The sequence below is a fragment of the Dellaglioa sp. CoH-55-MRSF-6 genome (assembly GCF_056782215.1).
In genome coordinates this window covers 352,103-371,394 of the sequence record NZ_JBXAYJ010000001.1, presented here as the reverse complement: position 1 = coordinate 371,394, position 19,292 = coordinate 352,103, and the positions used below count along the sequence as shown (strand labels likewise).

The following is a 19,292-nucleotide window of genomic DNA, read 5'->3' as shown; positions in this document are numbered from 1 at the left end:
GCATTCATATGACCATTAAATCTATTGTTTACTATTATTTGCCTGATTTTTTTTCAATGCTAATTGTAATAATTCTTCAATTAAATCACTGTAACTCAGCCCAACGGCTTCCCACAATCTTGGATACATTGCATTTTTATAAAATCCTGGCATTGTTGTAATCTCATTTAAATAAATATCTTGGTTAGCGCTAATTAAAAAATCACACCTAGCAAGCCCTGATCCATCAATAACCGCAAAAGCTGTTTTAGAAAAACCAACTATCTTATCCAATAATTCCTCATCGAGTTCAACTGGAATTCTGGCTTCGTGATCTTCCTTCATTGCAAGTTTACGATCATAGACGTCATCAAACGACAAAATTTCTCCTGGTACACTTGTTGCGATTTCTTCGTTACCTAATAATCCAATTTCAATTTCACGTGCTACAATGCCTCGTTCTACAATCACTCGAGGACCAAGTTCAAAAGCATTATCAATTGCATATTGTAATTCAACACTATTATTCACCTGTGTAACACCGATTCCTGAACCCAAATTAGATGGTTTCACATACATTGGATAAAGTAATTCGCCCTCACATCTGGCAATCACACTTGCAGTGTTATTTTCCCAAGACTGTGAGTCAATCGCTTGGAATGGTACAACCGGAATTCCGGCTTGTTTAAAGAGTAATTTACTCATTATTTTATCATTACCGACAGCCGATGCTAGTACACTGTTACCAACATAGGGGATATTCAACGTTTCAAGTAGTCCTTGGACAGTTCCATCTTCACCATTTGGGCCATGTAAGACAGGAAAAACCACACTATCTTCAGGGTCAAATCCATTTGGCAAAAATTTTATTCCAGTTGAATTTTCATGATTATTCGTTGCTTGTCCTTTTTCATCTGTTTCTCTAAGTCTTAAATTATCAACAAATTTAACTGGTTCGTTAAGCGTCTGACCTTGCAGCCAATTCCCCGTTTTCGTAATATAAACTGGAATTACCGAATAGTATTGGTAATATATCGCTTGTGTTATTTGAAAAGCAGTTGAAAGTGAGATCTCATGTTCTGCACTTTTACCACCATAGAGTAAATAAACTCGCATTCGTATTGCCCTCCATTTTTTGCACGTCCTATTGTACCATTCTTTTTAAATTCAACAAAAATAAAAAAAGATAACATAATAATACGTTATCTTTTTAGAATATAATACTGTCTTCAAAAGCAGATTTGTTAGAAACTTCGATAAACCATTCTTGATCTACAAATCGATACTCCAAATTAGCAACTAACTTGGCACTTTCTGTCTCCAATGTTGGCTCATGCCACTTCATCTGAGAAACGTTATCTATCATAATATAGACAGGTAATATTAACTTCGTATTATTAATTGTGATCCTTGAAAAATCTAATATTACACCTTCAACAAATAATGGCATTAATTCTTCAACAATTTTTTTAGGTATCTTTTTCAACGTCATAGGACGTCGTCTAAACAGACCATTTTTTTCACGATACGATTGATTCGCATGTCTAATAATTGATTTAGAAAAAACATTATAAAATTGCGTTAAATAACGATAGTAGATTTTTAATGCATCATTTGGTAACGTTAAAAAAACGTAGTCATTCTGCAATTTATAGTAAAAAGGTGATTGAATATGAGAAAATGCATGTCCCAAATATAAGAATTCTGCTACTTCTCTTGGTGTTATTAATTCTAAATCATCTTGACTATCGAAATCAATCCAACTTTGCTTTAACCCAACAGTCTTTTTATTCAAATAACGTGCAGTATCTTCTTCCCCGGTTACCGTGTTAAATCCTGTTGCGATGTCAATTTCATTTTCATAATCCACTGGGTTTAACGATAAAATATTAGTTGGTAATCTGGGAATGCTTGTTATGAAATCTTCTTTGGAAATCCCATATGATAAAATCAAATGAGAAACCGTTTCAACATGAACGTAGACTAAATTGTCTCTCACCACTATCATCCCCATTTTATAAAATAGTTTACATTGCTTCTAATCTTTCAATTCTATCTTCCATCGGTGGATGTGTTTGAAATAATCCAGTTGTTTTTTTCTTCAATGGATTTGAAATATAAAGTGCCGCACTACTTGGATCGGCACGTTCCATTGGTTTACTATCAGAAATTTTTTCCAACGCATGGATTAGTCCTTGCGGATTACGCGTTAATTCAACAGCAGAAGCATCAGCCAAATATTCTCTGTTTCGAGAAAGTGCAAGCTGAGCAATTGTTGCTGCAATTGGTCCTAAAATAACCAATAATAATGATAAAATCATCAAAATAATTTCTAATGATCCGCCACCTTCTCGATCATCACTTCGACGGCGACCTCCGCCCCACCAAAATGAGTTCATTCCAATATTTACTAATAATGAAATTGCTGCCGATAATGCTAATGCAATTGTTGATAATCGAATATCGTAGTTGCGTACATGCGAAATTTCATGCGCCATAACGCCTTCTAATTCTTCACGATTTAATCGATTGATTAAGCCACTTGTTGCAGCAACTGCCGCGTGTTCTGGATTATTTCCCGTTGCAAACGCATTAGGACTATCATCTTCAATAATAAACACTTTTGGCATTGGAACTTGGCCCACAATCGCCATATCTTCAACAACATGCCATAATTCAGGTGCATCATCGACTGATTTTATTTCAGTTGCATGATTCATACTCATGACAACGCTAGTTGATTGTGAAATCATCAATCCCATATAAACAACTGCAATGACAACAGCCATAAGTAGTCCAGAAACAGCACTATTGAAAAAAACATAGCCAACGGCACTACCAATCGCAACCATCAATAAAACAAAACCAATTAAAACATAAACTGTTTTGCGCTTATTTCGCGCGATTTGATCATATAGCATTAGTTATCTCCTAACTGTTTAATCAAATGAAACGTTGGGTACAGCTTTTTCAGCTTCAGGGACTTCAAGATATTCTACTTTTGTAAAATGATGAATTCCGGCAACAATGTTACTTGGAAATGATTGAATTTTTGCATTTAAACTTGCAGCAGTTGAGTTAAATAGTTGACGTGAATAAGAAATTTTATTTTCTGTATTTGATAGTTCTTCCATTAACTTAGTGAATTCTGTGTTAGCTTTTAAATCTGGGTAACTTTCAGATAACGCAAAAATACTTTTCAATGATTGACTCAATTGATTAGAAACTTCCATTGTTGTTTCATGTGCATCCGTTGGTACTTGTGTTAATTGATTACGTAATTCAACTACTTTAGCAAATGTTTCTTTTTCGTGAGTTGCATATCCCTTAACAGTTGAAACTAAGTTAGGAATTAAATCATTACGACGTTTTAATTGGACGTCAATTTGACTCCATGATTCCTCAGTCCGGATTTTTGCTTTTACTAAACCATTGTAGCCGCTAATGTACATAATAACTAAAAGTACTACGATAACTCCGATAATAATCATTGCCATAATTTTCAGTCTCCTCTTTAAATATAAAGTGTCTTATTTTAGTTTCTATTCTTAATTATCATACCAAAGTTAGACCCTTTTAGAAAGCAATTAAGCTAACGGTTACACCAATTTATCTAACTAGTTTTAATAATGTGATTATTATGGCATAATAGCATTATTAAGAAATTTGTAAAGGGGATTATTAACATGAATGTATTATTTGTATGTATGGGAAATATTTGCCGATCACCAATGGCTGAAGCAATGTTACGAGACGATTTAGCTAAGTTAAACCTTTCTGACCAAGTAACTGTTGATTCTGCTGGCACAAGTTCTTCACAAGAAGGAAATGGCGCCCATGAAGGGACTATTACTAAACTTGTTGAACATCAGATTCCAACAGATGGCTTAATCTCACGTCCGGTTAGTTACTTAGATTTCATTAATAGTGATTTAATTATTGCAATGGATGATATCAATGTTGAGCGTCTTGAAAAAGCTGCACCTGCATCTAAAAAAGAAAAAATCGTTAACTTCCTTTCAATTGTTCCCGGTAAAGAAAAAGAATCTGTTCCTGATCCATGGATTACTGGTGACTTTGACGAAACTTATAACTTAATTAGTCTTGGAATGCCTTACTGGATTGATTATATTAAAGCACAAATTAAATAATAAAAATGACCACAAATTTTAAAATTTGTGGTCATTTTTATTATTTATTATTATGAATCATTTTAAAATACTTTTGAACTGTTTTTGGTGCAGCATTGTATGTCCAATCTTTAACATACTCACCTTGGACCATCAAACGTCCGGCACCCGTATCATCACAAGTAATTAATGTGACTAATTTTTCTCCGGGTACATCATCAATAACTTGAACGTCTGTTGCTTTGATATATTTCATTTTAGATGTTTCATACTCATAAATCTTTTTAGCATCTGTTAAATAGATTTTTTGGCCAATTTTCATGCTAACTAATGGACTAAACAATAAATCCTTTCGAATCATATGATGTCCAGCAAGTGCATAATTACCCTCGCCCATTTTTTGGTTTTCCTTTAAAGTTCCAGCAGCAAGTGCCAAGGTATCAGTGCTAACGCCTTTAGCAATCGGCAAGTTCATTGAGACATCCGGAATACTAATTTCTCCAAGTAAAACCAAATTTTTTTCATTTGCTTTTGCTTTCACGACATCTGCCGTATTCAAACTCTTAACTTCACTAAAATCAAAGGATGCTTTTTTATTTTTATTTTTATCGACTAATTCTGAATTAATGGTTGGGTCTGTTAGTCCAACAATAAAGTTTTTAATTTGTTCATTGAATACTAGCGAAAGCCCCACCAATAACAATAGTATTAATAATATAGTTGTTAGCCATTTTTTCCAACGACTTTTTTTAGCTGCTTTATTTTTTTCCATTAATAACCCCCACTTTCGCTTAACAACTATTTTACCATATAACTTTTATCCTTGTTTAGTGTTATGATTATAATTATCAAAAAATATCTTTAGGGGGACTGTTTAATTTGTTGACTTCACTAAAATCAACATTTTTTCGTTCTAGACAACCTTGGGAACAAAATTTATTTGTTTTATGGTTTGGTACGTTCATGGCTGGCGTGGCATTTAGTTTAATTATGCCATTTATGTCACTTTATATTGATACGTTAGGTGACTTCACCAAAACCGAATTAAATTTTTATAGCGGCATTACCTATTCATCTACATTTTTAATTACCGCCATTGTTTCCCCACTATGGGGTCGTTTAGCTGATCGAAAAGGTCGTAAATTAATGATTTTAAGAGCTTCATTCGGAATGGCCATTGTTTTAGGCCTGATGGGGCTTGTCAGTAACGTTTACCAATTAATTGCGTTACGTTTATTACAAGGTGTCTTTTCTGGTTATATTAGTAACTCACAGGCACTGATTGCAACAGAGACACCCAAGCGGCAAAGTGGTAAAGCACTCGGTATTTTAGTTACCGGTAGTGTTACTGGTACTTTATTTGGACCACTAATCGGTGGCGCAATAGCTGGGGTCTTCGGCTATCGTATTACCTTCTTCATTACTGCTGCGATTTTGCTAATTGTTTTCTTACTTAGTTATTTCTTTGTACATGAACATTTTACGCCTGTTGAAAAAGGTGAAATGCAAACGTCAAAAGAAATCTTCAAGAAATTACATCATCCTAAATTAATTATCGGGATGTTTGTCACTACCTTAATCATTCAAGCATCAAATTATTCCATTAGTCCTATTCTAAGCTTATACGTTCGAGAACTCTTACATAACGTTGGAAATGTTACCTTTATCAGTGGGTGTGTGGCTTCTATTCCAGGAATAGCAACGCTAATTGCTGCGCCTCGCTTAGGAGTACTAGGCGATAAAATTGGAACAGAACGTATTTTAAAAATTGCACTTACTGTCGCAATTTTCATTTTTATTCCAATGGCATTAGTGACTAATGTTTGGCAACTTGGCGGCTTACGTTTCTTAATTGGGATTACGGATGCCGCAATGTTACCTGCAGTTCAAACAATTCTAACAAAAAATACACCGGCAGAATTCACAGGTCGAGTGTTCAGTTACAATCAATCATTCCAAGCCATGGGATCAGTCGTTGGTCCTATGATTGGCTCTACCGTTTCTGGCGTATTCGATTACAAAGGTGTCTTTATTTCTACCGCTATTTTAGTTGGTATTAATCTCATCTGGGTTCTCTACGTCACAAAAGGGATGTATTCACGAAAAGCTGAATAGTAACGTTCAATCTAGTTGAACGTTACTATTTTTTTGTATAAAAAAAGGAAGAAGCTTATTGGCTTCTTCCTTTTCGAAATAGTTCTTATTTTGCAGCGTTTGCGTCTGTAAGACCATATTTCTTGTTGAAACGATCCACACGGCCATCGGCTTGAGTGAATTTTTGACGTCCAGTATAGAATGGATGTGAATCCGATGAAATTTCGACACGAATCAATGGGTATGATTTGCCATCTTCCATTTCAATTGTTTCTTCTGAATGTTTTGTTGAACCTGAGATAAATTTGTAACCTGAAGTAGTATCCATAAATACAACTTCATGGTAATCTGGATGGATTTCTTTTTTCATAAGTAAGTATTCTCCTTTGCCCTAATCCATCTGCTGAATTAGAGTTATTCTTTATATTACAACATGCACAATCTTATCACGAATTAACTCGTTTTACAATTAAATTTTATTTACTTGTTTTTGTTAACTCTTTTAAAAATTCAGCATTATTTTTTGTTTTCTTCATTTTTTGGATAACACGTTCCGTAGCACCTAGTGAATCGCCTGTCATCATCTTTCGAATCTGCCATAGTTCTTCAATTGTTTGCTTAGATAATAATAATTCTTCTTTACGTGTACTTGATTTTTTTAAATCGACAGCAGGGAAGATACGGCGTTCAGCAAGCTCTCTTGAGAGTTGTAATTCCATATTACCGGTTCCTTTGAACTCTTCATAAATCACATCATCCATTCGGCTACCCGTATCAACCAAAGCAGTTCCTAATATTGTCAGGCTTCCACCTTCTTCAATATTACGTGCAGCACCAAAGAATTTTTTAGGTCGATAAAATGCTGCTGGATCAATCCCACCTGATAACGTCCGTCCGCTTGGCGGAATCGTTAAATTATACGCTCTAGCCAAGCGAGTAACTGAATCCATTAAAATAACAACATCTTGCTTATCTTCAACTAATCGCATTGCACGTTCTAAAACAAGTTCAGAAACACGCGCATGGTTCTCTGGTTGTTGATCGAATGTTGACGATACAACATCACCTTTAATTGATCGTTCTAAATCAGTCACTTCTTCAGGTCGTTCATCAATTAATAGTACGATTAATTTTACATCGGGATGATTTTCTGCGATTCCTTGAGCAATCTCTTTAAGTAAAGTTGTTTTCCCAGCTTTAGGTGGTGCCACGATTAAACCACGTTGACCAAATCCAATAGGAGCAAATAAATCAGTTAATCTCGTTGAAAGATTTTGACTAGTTGTTTCTAAAGTTAATTGTCGATTAGGATATAAGGGCGTCAGTGCAGGAAAATGTGGACGTTCCTTTGCTTCTTCTGGATTTTTACCATTAACTGTATCAACGTGCATTAACCCATAATAACGTTCATTAGGCTTTGGTGGTCGTGCTTTACCTCCGACTAAATCCCCATTTCTTAAATTAAATCGCTTAATTTGTGAGGCAGAAATATAAATGTCCTCTTGTGATGGGCCGTAGTTAATTGGACGCAAAAAACCGAATCCATCCTGATTGGGAACAATGTCTAAGACACCTTCCATCAAAATGAATCCTTGTTGTTTTGCTTGAGCCCTTAGAATTGCCAAAGACAATTCTTTTTTATTCATTTGGCTATAATATTGTATTTTATATTCTTGGGCATAGCCATAAATTTCTTTAAGCGTCTTGTCTTTTAATTCACCCATCGTTAAGAAGTCGCTCATTTAATCACCTAATCTTCATCAATAATTTCTACATCAGCAGATAAATTTGTCATTTTTTGTACAACGCAATCATAACCACGTAAAATATTATCGGCTTTCTCAATGACAGTCGTACCATTAGTCATTAAAGCAACTTCAAGTAATGCAGCACCTGCACGAATTTCATCTGCATAAACAGTTTGGCCTGTTAATTCAGTTGATTGATTGATTCGAATAATGCCATCTTTTGATTCAATCTTAACACCCATTCGTTGCATTTCTGGAATGTGCTTAATCCGTTCAGGATAAAGTGTATCAATAATACGACTCTCACCTGTAGCCTTGAGCATAACGGCAGTAATTGGTTGTTGCAAGTCAGTTGCAAACCCAGGATATGGTGAAGTTGTCACTTCAATTGGGATAATTTTATCGCCACCAGGAACAAAAATACTATCTTCATTCACTTGGAAAGTAACGCCCATTTCACTAAGTTTAGCTAAAAATGAATCTAAATGTTCAGTAATAACATTCTTAATTAAAACGCCCTCACCCATTGCAGCAGCAAGTGAGATATAAGTACCAGCTTCAATACGATCTGGAATAATCGTATGCGTATTAACAGCTTTTAAGCTATCAACACCTTGAATTCTGATTTCACCAGTCCCCGCACCACGAATATGAGCACCCATATTATTCAAGAATGTTGCAATATCAATGGTTTCAGGTTCTTTTGCAGCATTTTCAATGATTGTGGTTCCTTTTGCACGGACAGCAGCCAATAAAATGTTAATTGTTGCACCCACTGAAACAAGGTCCATAAAAATACGGGCTCCCTTTAATCCTTCAGGGCCACTCGTAATAATCACTGCGTCTTCTTCTTCGATAACTTCAGCGCCAAGAGCTTTAAATCCCTTGATGTGTTGATCAATCGGACGTGGTCCAATATTATCACCACCAGGAAATCCAACAACTGCACGACCGAACCGACCTAATAAGGCACCCATAAAGTAATAAGAAGCTCTTAAACTTTTAATGGCACCACCAGGTAAAGGTTCATCCTTAATCATCGTAGGATCTACCATTAAGTTACCAGCGTTAAATTCAGACTTAACATTCATTTGATCTAAAATTTTCATTAAATTATGTACATCTAAAATATCGGGGACACTGTCAAAATGCACAGGTGTATCCGCAAGAATAGCTGCAGGAATCAATGCAACAGTACTATTCTTAGCACCACCGATTATTACTTCGCCAGACAGTTTTTTACCGCCTCTAATAATCATCTTTTTCATTTATTATTTCCTCACTTAAAAGTGCTTTCACAAATTGATTATAACTATATTAATAATAAAGAAAAAGTTCACGAAATACAATAGATATTCGCCACTTTATCCAAATATACAATCTTGCCTGATACTATTTTAATAATTGAGCCATATCAGCTGGGAGTTCTGATTCAAAAGCTAATTTTTTACCCGTAAATGGATCTTCAAAGCTTAATTTAGCAGCATGTAATGCCTGTCTATCAATACCTTTGTCCATCGGGCCATCATATAACGCATCCCCAACCAAAGCATGATGAATAAAATCAAAATGTACACGAATTTGATGTGTTCGGCCCGTAACTAACTTCACATCAACTAATGTGTAGTCTGGAAATCTCGTTACAACTTTATAAGTTGTTTCTGAGGCTTTTCCTTCAGCCATAACAGAACGACGAATTTCGCCTTCCTTTTTACCAATTGGTTCTTTAATATCTCCTTGATCACTTTTAACGTCACCTGCAACAATTGCTAAGTATGATTTTTCTAACTGACCATTACTTAATTGAGCAGCAATCAAACTATGTGCAAATCCATGCTTAGCTAATAAAACAAGTCCACTTGTAAAACGGTCTAAACGCGTAATAACATGTGGCACGAAACTACTTGAATGAGTTGCAATCAAATGGCCTTTAACACGGTTAACCAATGTTGTATCTTCATTAGATGGGCCTGGCACGGTTACCATACCAGCTGGCTTATCGACTACTAACCAGTTTTCATCTTCAAAGACGATATTTAATGGTTCATCACTTGCATGTATGGCATCGTTATCTGGTTCTTCTGGCAACGTCAAAATAACTTCATCACCATCAATCAGTTGATAATCCCAATATTCATTCTTTTTGTTAACTCGAACTTGTCCCTCGCCTTGTTTAATTCTGGCGATTAATCGTTTACTAACGCCAACCTCAATTAAAAATTTTTTTAAACTAATTGTGCCTTCACCATTGTTTGTTAGCGTAAATTGCATGTCATTATCCTTCATTTCTCGTCATAACGTTTATTCTCTATCTTATCACACTTGGTAGCCTATAAAAAAAGGCGATTATAATCGTTAAATTATAATCGTCTTTTTTTATTTTGTAATAAATAAATGTTTGCCCAATTCGATACTGTTTAATGCTTCAAAAGAAATCCCCCACGAATATCTCTTGTTAGTTCTCTATAATATAGAGTATACCGAATGATTCATGGGTTGTACTATCAAAAAAAAAACTAGAAACATTTTTACTGATAGTGTTTTCTATTCACGTTTAACAGTCGTTTCCCCATCTCTGGCATATCATTATCAAGTCCTAATGCAGTGATAATATACTTATCAAATGCATTGTTTTTATAATTTTTATTCATGAAATTAGTAACCACCATATCATATCGTTGACTAGAATCATAAATACTGACATTAACGCGTAAATTAATATTTAAATCTTGACTCATATTTCTGACAAATAATTCTTTAATTCGCTCGTTTGCATTTAAATCAACCCCAACTGTTAACATGGTTTCTTTTTCTAACAATCTAGCGCTAAAAATTTCGACCATTTTATTAATAAATGGCTGCCTGTATCGCTTATAGAAATCAGACCATTTTTTAGCTAATAATGGACTGTCGATTAATTCATCCATGGCAATCTCAACATGACGTCGAACTGAATGATTTGAATATTTTTTTCGATAACTATTCATCATGTAAGTTCCCACGGCATCCATCGTTCCATGAAAACAAAATGCTTCAGTACAAATTGGGTACAATGATTTACTAACATTTTCACCGATAATTTTAACATCTAATTTAGATTCAAATCCTTGTTCCAAATATTTAACAGCTTGTTGAAGTTTGGTGTTATTTGTGTGATTAATTGCAATAAAATCGCGGGACAAGTAAGCACTTGAAGGAACTGAAACAAAAGCAGTTGTCCAAGCGTAAAGTAGGGCGCTCTCAAAATGAACATCAATTTTATTTGAGAACTTAATATAAATATCTTGCATCTTTTCTTCAACTTGGTTAAATAGTGAATTATTTGCAATCATATCTGCTAAATCATCAGAAATCACCCAATTATCACGATCTTTTCGCATCATTCGATGAACACTGACCTTCATCCAAATTCTAGTCCTCATTAAATTACTATCATTCACATTGAAGTTAAAATATGTTTCAAATACTTTAATGTATTCAAGAATGACGCCCGCTTCTATCGTATCATTATAGTTAAAATCTGTCGCTAGAAATAGTGAATAGTAAAAAAATCTAATTTGTAATTCAGAACCAACTACCTCACCATGTGCAATTTTAATCTGAAATTCAGACAACAAATTATTAAGTTGCTTAATTCTTCTGAAGATAGATGATTCACTAACATTTAAACTAAGACTCAAATTTTCAATACTGCTATTTTCATCATAATAGAATGCCATTAAAATTTGGTAATTAATAGACTCTTTCACATACCGATAAACCGTTTCGTAAAAATTAATTTTGCCTTTACCTATAAATTGAATGTTATTCTTTTTTATGATCATATAGGGTTCATCACCTGAATTGAATTCGCCATCCAATTACTCTAGTGCAACTCGCAAAGCTGTATTTGAAACATTTAATCGATTACAGATTACTTTTCTTGATAACCCATGTTCATTTAATGATAGCAATTCAATAATTTCACATATTAAAAACTCTGGTCGATCCAGAATATCTTTTTTGTACATTTATTCCTCCGAGAATTCTCATAATTACCAGCATGTCAACTTTAGTAAGAATATTATATATTTTATTTTAACACAAAACATTAAAAAGAGAATTTTCTAACACTATCTTAACAATTATCGTTAACCAGTTAGTTTCTATTTGATTTCTAAATAAAAAAGATTAACTTAAATAAGTTAATCTTTTTACGTTTAAACTTGTTTAATAAACTTAACGAATGCTTGTTGGCCGTGGTCATCTTGTTTATAAACCCCAGCATCTTCAAGAACACGCATAAAGACTTTTCCAACTTCGTTTTGTACGAGCTCACTAACCGTCTCTTTAGAAATCATCGAATTATCACGCTTAATTTCATCAGCCCAAGTTTTATGATAAGCCGCCATGACATTTGGTTGATCTGTTAGATACTTCTCAACCTCTGTTATTTCAGTTTTCAAACGAGGTGGTAAAATAGCTAATCCCATAACTTCAATCAAGCCAATGTTTTCTTTTTTAATATGTTGAACATCAGCATGTGGATGATAAATACCATCTGGAAATTCATCAGATGTTTGATTATCTCGCAAGACTAAATCCAATTCATAACGACCGTCACGCATTCGAGAAATTGGCGTCACAGTATGATGTGGCGTACCGTCAGCATCTTTTGCCAAAATTTGTGCATCGGCATCACTATATTCTTGCCAAGACGTTAAAATTTTTGCTGCTAAATCAGCTAATCGTTCTGGATTTTCACCATTTAAACGAATGACTGACATTGGCCAGTTCACAATACCTGCTTGAATGTCATCAAATCCTGCAAATTGCATTGTTTGACTCATTTCTGCCTTTGCCATTGGAAAATCATGACGTCCACCTTGATAGTGTTCATGCGTTAAAATTGAGCCACCTACAATTGGTAAATCTGCATTACTTCCCGCAAAATAGCCCGGGAATTTTTTAACAATTTGAAGTAAATCTGAAAATGTCGTTTTGTTAATTACCATAGGTTCATGCTTTTCATCTAAGAAAATTGAATGTTCATTGAAGTAAGCATAAGGCGAATATTGAAAGCCCCATGTTGCATCCCCCAAATCAAATCGTACAATCCGATGATTGCGACGAGCTGGGAAATCTAGTCTTCCAGCATAGCCTTCATTTTCCATACATAATTGGCATTTAGGATAACCCGTTTGTTTCATTGTTTTAGCTAAAGCAATTTGCTTTGGATCTTTTTCAGGTTTAGATAAATTAATGGTGATTTCTAAATCACCATAATTTGTTGGTACCTGATAAGCAATGTTTTTCGCAATAGCCGCAACTTTGATGTAATCGTTAGCCTGACTTAATTCATAAAAATAAGCCAAAGCTTTCTCTGGGTCTTTTGCGTATAAATCCCAGAAATGTTTATTCACGTGACTTGGAATTGGTGTGACCAGATCCATTAATTTAGCACCAAGAATATCTTGCTCCGCGATTAGAGCACTGATTTTCTCGTTTTTGATTGCTAAATTAAGTAGCTCGTCTTTAACAGCAATTATTGTGTCAGAAACTGGTTCAGTTACTTCTATCTCTGATTCACCAACCAAATCTAAAACGACGTTTACTAAATAAATTTTATCATCTGTCGAATAAGTCGTTGGATCAAACTGAATAACTTTATCGACGAATTTTGAAATTAATTGTTTAGAATCCATGTTTTTCCCTCTATCTCTTTATGCTTAATCTAATTTTTTAGCGCCATCAGCAATTTCTGCTAAATAGAAACTTGGTGCATAACCGATTTTTTCTTCGTAGATACGACCCACTTCACTTTCAAATGCGTCAACTTTGTCTTTAGCAACAATGGCAATTGCACAACCACCAAAACCAGCACCAGTCATTCGAGCACCTAGTACTCCTGGTTGTTCCCATGCTGTTTCAACAAGTGTATCAAGTTCAATACCCGTTACTTCATAATCAAATTGTAATGAAACATGTGAAGCGTTAACTAATTTACCAAAACGTACTAAATCTTCATTTTTCAAAGCTTCTTGAGCCATAATCGTCCGTTGGTTTTCTGAAACTGCATGACGCGCACGTTTTAGAAGGTTTTCTTTTTGGATTAAGTATGTTTGTAAATCAAAGCTAGCATTGTCCAAATCACCTAATGATTTAATATCATTTTTCTCTTGTAATAATGCTAATGCTGCTTCACATTCACTACGTCGTTCATTATATTTAGAATCTGCTAATTCGCGACGTTTATTTGTATTCATAATAATAATAACGTTGTCTTTTAAATCAATTGGTACTAAATCGTAATCTAGTGTATTTGTATCCAGTAAGATAGCATGATTTGCTTTACTCATACCGACTGCAAATTGATCCATAATTCCTGAATTAACACCGATAAATTTATTTTCTACCATGACACCTGTTTTAACAAGATCAACACGATCAATGTCTAAATTAAATTGATCTTCTAAAATAACACCCATCAATAATTCAATTGATGCAGATGATGATAAACCAGCACCATTTGGAATGTTACCTTCAAGTAAAATATCTAATCCTTTATCAATAACATAACCTTGCTCTTTCAAGTAAACAATCATCCCTTTTGGATAATTAGCCCAGTTATGTTCTTTTTGATATGATAAATCACTTAAATCAAATGAGACAACGCCATTATCTTTAAAGTTATTTGACATGATATTAATTGTTGTATCATCACGTTTTGTTGCAACTGCATATGTGCCTAATGTAATTGCTGTTGGGAAAACATGTCCACCATTGTAATCAGTATGTTCCCCAATTAAGTTGATACGACCTGGTGAGAAGTAACTTGCATTTGCGTCCACACCGTAAACATCTTTAAATTCGCTCTTTAATTCATTAATTTTCATTATATTTTCCTCCAATTTATTAACCGCTTTCATTTTACTAAATATTTACTAAAATTACAATCTTTTTACGACATTCTTTTTATTATGGTAAACTGATACACATAACCAATCAATCAGGAGGTAGTCATGGCAACACTTAAAGACATTGCACAGTTGGCAAAAGTTTCTAATGCAACTGTTTCTCGCGTGTTAAATTACGATCAAACATTATCCGTTGGCGACGATACACGTAAACGAATCTTTGAAGCAGCTGAAAGTTTAAATTATTCAAAAAATAAAAAGAAATCCAGTACACCTCAAGGTAAGATTGCTATTATCGAATGGTATACAGAAAAAGAAGAATTAGATGACCTGTATTACCTTTCAATTCGAATTGGTATCGAACGTAAATTAATTGAACTCGGTTATGAAATTACACGTTTTTTCCAAAATGATCAATTTAGCGCCTTGACTGATACTCTTGGTGCTATTGTTATCGGTAAATACAGTGCAGCACAAATAGCCGGATTTAAAGAACTAAATTCTAATTTAGTTTTTGTTGATATGAACACACTAAATTTTGGTATTAGTTGCGTCATGACTGATTTCAAAACGCCAGTTACAACCGTTATTGACCATTTTAAAAAACAAAATTTAACTAAAATTGGCATGATTGCAGGACAAGAAAGTACATTTGATGATGTCAATTTAGGCCCAGATTCCCGCTTCACTCACTTTAAAAATCACTTAGAACGTACTAGCAACTACCATCCCGAATGGGTTTATACAGGCGATTTCACGCCAGAATCAGGTTATCAATTAACCTTGAAATTATTAAATGATCAATCAGATAATTTACCAGAAGCGTTGTTTATTGCAAATGACGCAATGGCTGTCGGTGCATTACGTGCATTAAATGAAATATCAATTAAAGTGCCTGAACAAATCAGTTTAATTAGTTTTAATGACACATCTATTGCTGAATATACTTTCCCAACGCTTAGTTCAGTTAAAGTTTATACAGAAAAAATGGGTCAATCTGCTGCAGAACTATTAGTCAATCAAATGTCGATGACTGAAATTATCCCTCAGATTATTACCATTGGAACAACCTTAACACTTAGGAATAGTTCCAAATAAAAACAACTGGTATTCAGAAATTAATCTGAACATCAGTTGCTTTTTATTTTTTATTACGACCAATTAACCAGAATACTAGACCAACAGCAAGTAAAATTAAACTACCCACTAACATGGTATTAAATGTGTCACTGATATAATTATTCACAATATCAGTAAAAACAGAAGCTTTACTAGACACAATACCAATTAGGCCACTGTACAAGGCAATTGCAGAACCAATTGAAACTAGAACACCACTCCAGATTGCACTGAATCCGACGTATTTAAGCGGTATAAAGAATGCCCGATTAATAGCCAGTAAGAGTAGCGCAAAAATAACAGAAGCTATTAAACTATACATAAAGGCTGTTTGGACTATTACTTTTACCGAACTAACTGTACTAGCAATTTTTGAAAGATATGGCGTTTGGATATTATTCGTCAAATATTCACTTAAATTACTTTTAAAAGTTGCGACAATCCCATCAATTTTAGCGCTAACCAACGGATTTGATGTGTCCGTTTTTTTCATAACGTTGCTAGCAACTTGATTGGTAATCTCAGTTGGATTGATGACAGTTTGTTTTCCAGCATATACGTTACTAAAACTATTTTTCGCAATGTTAGTAACTTGTTGATTCGTTAAAGCATCTTTAACAGCTGACGTTGGCACATCATTTAATGTCGCAATACTTGAAATACCATCATTCATCTGTCGTGTCACAAGTGTCACGTTCGAATCTGTTAAAATTTTTTCTTCAGTATAAGTTTGATTCAAAACGGTTATTTTTAAGACACTTGTCACAAATAGTACGATTAAACTAAGGCTCAAGAAGAAAGATATCCAGCCGTTTAGACCTTTATGGTTGTCTATCTGATAGGTCTCAGTATGTTGCTTTTGGAATTCTGCACGCATGATTCTATCCCCTTTTGTTAATTCTCAAATTATTTAAATTTTAACATTCAATTGTAGGTTAATTGTACGCGACATGATTGAAAAATGGTAGTTTGATTTATTAATCATGAAATTTTATCATTATGCCCCATTATGTTATTATCCCAGTAATTACTGTTTAACTTTTTCAAACTAGAAAGAGGTTATATCATGCCTAATAGCTTAGGATTAATTTTAAAAGAAACTCGCCAATCGCTACACTTAACTCAAAAAGAAGTTTCCAAAGATATTTGTGCGCAATCGATGCTTAGTGCTATTGAAAATAATAAATACATACCTAATGCACAGCTCTTAATCCAACTATGTCATAAATTATCGATTACTTTAGACCAAATAAGTCTTCTGGAAAATTTTGATATCAGTTCAGAAAATGAATTCAATGAACGTGTATCTAAGTTATGTAATCAACACCAATACAAAGAGTTACTCCAGTTTCTAAATAAAGAAACGGTTACCAATAATTTAAAAACGGATAAGCAACTTCAGGCATACTATTATTATATCGGTATTGCAACTCTACATACTGAAAATAAATTGATTGCTACCGAAAAATATATTAAGTTGTCCCTTGCTTCCAGTAATAAAATTCTGCCAGATACCCTTACCCGACTTGGTACCGTCTCTTTGGCCTTTATATATGCAAAGCAAAATTTACAAAATAAGGCTGAGAAATATATTGATCAGACTTTTATGGACTTTAATAAATTATTTTATGAAGAAAATCAAAATATTTTATTCTATTTGACAGCACTTATTTATTTTAAGCTCAATAATTTAACAATGTCTCTTAATTGGATAAACAAGTCTGTTAAATTCGCTACTGATCATAACTCACACTATATGTTAGCCAACTCTTTTTATTTAATGGCTCAAATTGCAAAAAGAGCAGAAGATAAAGATAATTTTTTAGCCGCTACTGAAAAGCAACAGCTACTAACTGGCCTTTTTAATGAACAAATTTATAAAAATATTTAGAATATCAGAATACTGATTTTTAATTTTTACTCAAATTGGATAGGATGAAGTCATCAAATAAAAGGAGGTTTCATCCTATGGAAAAACCACTATTTTCAAATGTTATTTCAATCAAATCAAGTAAAGAAAAAATCGCGTTGTTTTTAAAAAATCCGGAAACTTTACTGAAATGGATACCTGATATTATTCAGGTACAGCCAATTGACAACAATAAATTCAATATTCACAGAACAGATTCTGCTTTGAATAAAAATGAGGAAATTTCTGTTAGTTCAGAAAATGATACAATCTACTATGAAAGTACCGGAGGAAAACTCGAATACACTCTAATTTTTAATTTGACTAGTAAAAATGCAACAACATTATTAGAAGAAAATTTTTACTTGTCTGAAAATGATCATTCACATTTACCATTAAAATTACTCATGCCAATCGCTAAACATGCCTTTAATTCAAACTTACAAAGCTTTAAACGAATAATTGAAAACAACTAAAAAAGAGATTCCTGCAAGGAGTATGGCTAATTTTTGTTACTTCTTGGTAGCTTGTAAAATTAATCCGAACGCTGTTCGGACAAAAAAGGTCAGCTTCCTTTAAAATGGTGTTTACCACAAACACACTTTCTAGGAACTGATCTTTTGTCTAGTATAACCTAATCTGAACGAATTAAAATTGAAACTTTCTGTGAGTTAGAACTATCTAATTCTGAAATGACCATCATTTAAACCGTTCACCAGGTTTCAAATTATAGTTGCAGCGCCTTAATGATTTCAACTTTTTTAAACTATATAATATAGATTTTTGTTTCTAAAAATCGTTATAAAAAACAAATTTAACACCATCATAGCTGCCTTTCAAGAGAAAAATTTCAAATTCTTTTACACAAACGTTAATATATTGTTCTACATCCTCTTTTTTAAGTAAACCTGGAAAGTCTTCGATAGACATATCATCAAAATCAGCATCCAAGTCTTCAATAATTTCACTAATATCACGATCAATTATTTCGTTGACCCCAGTCGATAAGTATTTGTTATTTTTCAAAGTTACCAGTTTATATTGTTTTATCAGAATACCATTATAATAGTGAAAGTCTAAATAGAATCTTCGTAGCGCTTCATCCTTACTATAACTCATGTTTTCTAAAATATATTTTTTATAAACAGTTTTTAGCCAAATATCATCAGATATAAGATGAAGATAATATCCTAGTTGAAACGTATTCAAACATGTTCCATACTCCTCTAGAAACATGTTTGGAAACATATCATGTTCTCCATCTTCGCGTTTCACCATAAAGTGCGTAAGCTCTTTGGGTGTTCTCGAATTTTTGTTAACATCTGGAGTAATACTTCCAATTAAAAAATCATTTCCAAACCCATGCTTATTATTTATTACTTGTGCAATTGATAAATGCATTATTCTTGATCCCATT

At 33.6% G+C, this 19,292-nt stretch carries 20 protein-coding genes; 5 read left to right on the top strand and 15 right to left on the bottom strand.

Going from position 1 to position 19,292, the window contains the following annotated elements; translation table 11 throughout:
* Positions 1 to 21: 21 nt before the first annotated feature.
* The 4 genes from AC1RPK_RS01715 to AC1RPK_RS01700 form a co-directional block, all read right to left on the bottom strand.
* Entirely contained in the window at positions 22 to 1,095 is a 1,074-nt protein-coding gene (locus AC1RPK_RS01715) for a D-alanine--D-alanine ligase family protein (RefSeq protein ID WP_481760862.1), read from the bottom strand.
* Between the two features lie 94 nt (positions 1,096 to 1,189).
* Entirely contained in the window at positions 1,190 to 1,978 is a 789-nt protein-coding gene (locus AC1RPK_RS01710; RefSeq protein WP_481760863.1) for a hypothetical protein, read from the bottom strand.
* Between the two features lie 28 nt (positions 1,979 to 2,006).
* Positions 2,007 to 2,900, bottom strand: coding sequence for a zinc metalloprotease HtpX (gene htpX / locus AC1RPK_RS01705; RefSeq protein ID WP_409021596.1), 894 nt, complete (start codon positions 2,898 to 2,900; stop codon positions 2,007 to 2,009).
* Between the two features lie 18 nt (positions 2,901 to 2,918).
* The gene (locus tag AC1RPK_RS01700; protein ID WP_409021597.1) at positions 2,919 to 3,476 is read right to left on the bottom strand and encodes a LemA family protein; all 558 of its coding nucleotides are present in this window, start codon (positions 3,474 to 3,476) and stop codon (positions 2,919 to 2,921) included.
* 189 nt (positions 3,477 to 3,665) lie between these two features.
* Here AC1RPK_RS01700 and AC1RPK_RS01695 point away from each other — a divergent pair, with 189 nt between their 5' ends.
* Entirely contained in the window at positions 3,666 to 4,130 is a 465-nt protein-coding gene (locus tag AC1RPK_RS01695; RefSeq protein WP_481760864.1) for a low molecular weight protein-tyrosine-phosphatase, read from the top strand.
* A gap of 40 nt (positions 4,131 to 4,170) precedes the next feature.
* Here AC1RPK_RS01695 and AC1RPK_RS01690 read toward each other — a convergent pair whose 3' ends face one another.
* On the bottom strand, positions 4,171 to 4,881 hold the full coding sequence (locus tag AC1RPK_RS01690; protein WP_481760865.1) for a class A sortase: 711 nt from the start codon (positions 4,879 to 4,881) through the stop codon (positions 4,171 to 4,173).
* A gap of 107 nt (positions 4,882 to 4,988) precedes the next feature.
* On the opposite strand from AC1RPK_RS01690, the gene AC1RPK_RS01685 reads away from it, so the two are divergent.
* The gene (locus tag AC1RPK_RS01685) at positions 4,989 to 6,224 is read left to right on the top strand and encodes a multidrug efflux MFS transporter (RefSeq protein ID WP_481760866.1); all 1,236 of its coding nucleotides are present in this window, start codon (positions 4,989 to 4,991) and stop codon (positions 6,222 to 6,224) included.
* A gap of 85 nt (positions 6,225 to 6,309) precedes the next feature.
* Here AC1RPK_RS01685 and AC1RPK_RS01680 read toward each other — a convergent pair whose 3' ends face one another.
* The 8 genes from AC1RPK_RS01680 to AC1RPK_RS01645 all read right to left on the bottom strand — a co-directional run bounded on the left by AC1RPK_RS01680 (position 6,310) and on the right by AC1RPK_RS01645 (position 14,826).
* Positions 6,310 to 6,573 carry a type B 50S ribosomal protein L31 gene (locus tag AC1RPK_RS01680; RefSeq protein WP_409021601.1) on the bottom strand — a complete coding sequence of 88 codons (264 nt, stop codon included), beginning with the start codon at positions 6,571 to 6,573 and terminating at the stop codon, positions 6,310 to 6,312.
* A 106-nt stretch (positions 6,574 to 6,679) separates the two neighbouring features.
* Complete coding sequence (rho, locus tag AC1RPK_RS01675; protein ID WP_409021602.1) at positions 6,680 to 7,945, bottom strand: transcription termination factor Rho; 1,266 nt, start codon at positions 7,943 to 7,945, stop codon at positions 6,680 to 6,682.
* A gap of 8 nt (positions 7,946 to 7,953) precedes the next feature.
* Positions 7,954 to 9,219: a UDP-N-acetylglucosamine 1-carboxyvinyltransferase gene (locus AC1RPK_RS01670; RefSeq protein ID WP_481760867.1), complete on the bottom strand. Its 1,266-nt coding sequence runs from the start codon at positions 9,217 to 9,219 to the stop codon at positions 7,954 to 7,956.
* A 124-nt stretch (positions 9,220 to 9,343) separates the two neighbouring features.
* Positions 9,344 to 10,222, bottom strand: coding sequence for an RluA family pseudouridine synthase (locus AC1RPK_RS01665; RefSeq protein ID WP_481762396.1), 879 nt, complete (start codon positions 10,220 to 10,222; stop codon positions 9,344 to 9,346).
* Between the two features lie 257 nt (positions 10,223 to 10,479).
* Entirely contained in the window at positions 10,480 to 11,775 is a 1,296-nt protein-coding gene (locus tag AC1RPK_RS01660) for a helix-turn-helix domain-containing protein (protein WP_481760869.1), read from the bottom strand.
* 36 nt (positions 11,776 to 11,811) lie between these two features.
* Positions 11,812 to 11,961, bottom strand: a complete 150-nt coding sequence (locus tag AC1RPK_RS01655) for a hypothetical protein (protein WP_481760870.1) — start codon at positions 11,959 to 11,961, stop codon at positions 11,812 to 11,814.
* 189 nt (positions 11,962 to 12,150) lie between these two features.
* Positions 12,151 to 13,635 carry a UDP-glucose--hexose-1-phosphate uridylyltransferase gene (gene galT / locus AC1RPK_RS01650; RefSeq protein ID WP_481760871.1) on the bottom strand — a complete coding sequence of 495 codons (1,485 nt, stop codon included), beginning with the start codon at positions 13,633 to 13,635 and terminating at the stop codon, positions 12,151 to 12,153.
* A 24-nt stretch (positions 13,636 to 13,659) separates the two neighbouring features.
* Positions 13,660 to 14,826 carry a galactokinase gene (locus AC1RPK_RS01645; RefSeq protein WP_481760872.1) on the bottom strand — a complete coding sequence of 389 codons (1,167 nt, stop codon included), beginning with the start codon at positions 14,824 to 14,826 and terminating at the stop codon, positions 13,660 to 13,662.
* Positions 14,827 to 14,952: 126 nt separating this feature from the next.
* On the opposite strand from AC1RPK_RS01645, the gene AC1RPK_RS01640 reads away from it, so the two are divergent.
* A complete protein-coding gene (locus AC1RPK_RS01640; protein WP_481760873.1) occupies positions 14,953 to 15,945 on the top strand; it encodes a LacI family DNA-binding transcriptional regulator in 993 nt (330 codons plus the stop codon).
* A gap of 43 nt (positions 15,946 to 15,988) precedes the next feature.
* Here the strand turns inward: AC1RPK_RS01640 and AC1RPK_RS01635 are convergent, their stop codons facing one another.
* A complete protein-coding gene (locus AC1RPK_RS01635) occupies positions 15,989 to 16,843 on the bottom strand; it encodes a hypothetical protein (protein ID WP_481760874.1) in 855 nt (284 codons plus the stop codon).
* A gap of 189 nt (positions 16,844 to 17,032) precedes the next feature.
* Between AC1RPK_RS01635 and AC1RPK_RS01630 the strand changes: the two genes are divergently transcribed.
* Both AC1RPK_RS01630 and AC1RPK_RS01625 read left to right on the top strand, forming a co-directional pair.
* Positions 17,033 to 17,857: a helix-turn-helix domain-containing protein gene (locus tag AC1RPK_RS01630; protein ID WP_481760875.1), complete on the top strand. Its 825-nt coding sequence runs from the start codon at positions 17,033 to 17,035 to the stop codon at positions 17,855 to 17,857.
* A 77-nt stretch (positions 17,858 to 17,934) separates the two neighbouring features.
* Positions 17,935 to 18,351: a hypothetical protein gene (locus AC1RPK_RS01625; protein WP_481760876.1), complete on the top strand. Its 417-nt coding sequence runs from the start codon at positions 17,935 to 17,937 to the stop codon at positions 18,349 to 18,351.
* 313 nt (positions 18,352 to 18,664) lie between these two features.
* Here the strand turns inward: AC1RPK_RS01625 and AC1RPK_RS01620 are convergent, their stop codons facing one another.
* Positions 18,665 to 19,291, bottom strand: coding sequence for a hypothetical protein (locus AC1RPK_RS01620; protein ID WP_481760877.1), 627 nt, complete (start codon positions 19,289 to 19,291; stop codon positions 18,665 to 18,667).
* Position 19,292 lies beyond the last annotated feature (1 nt).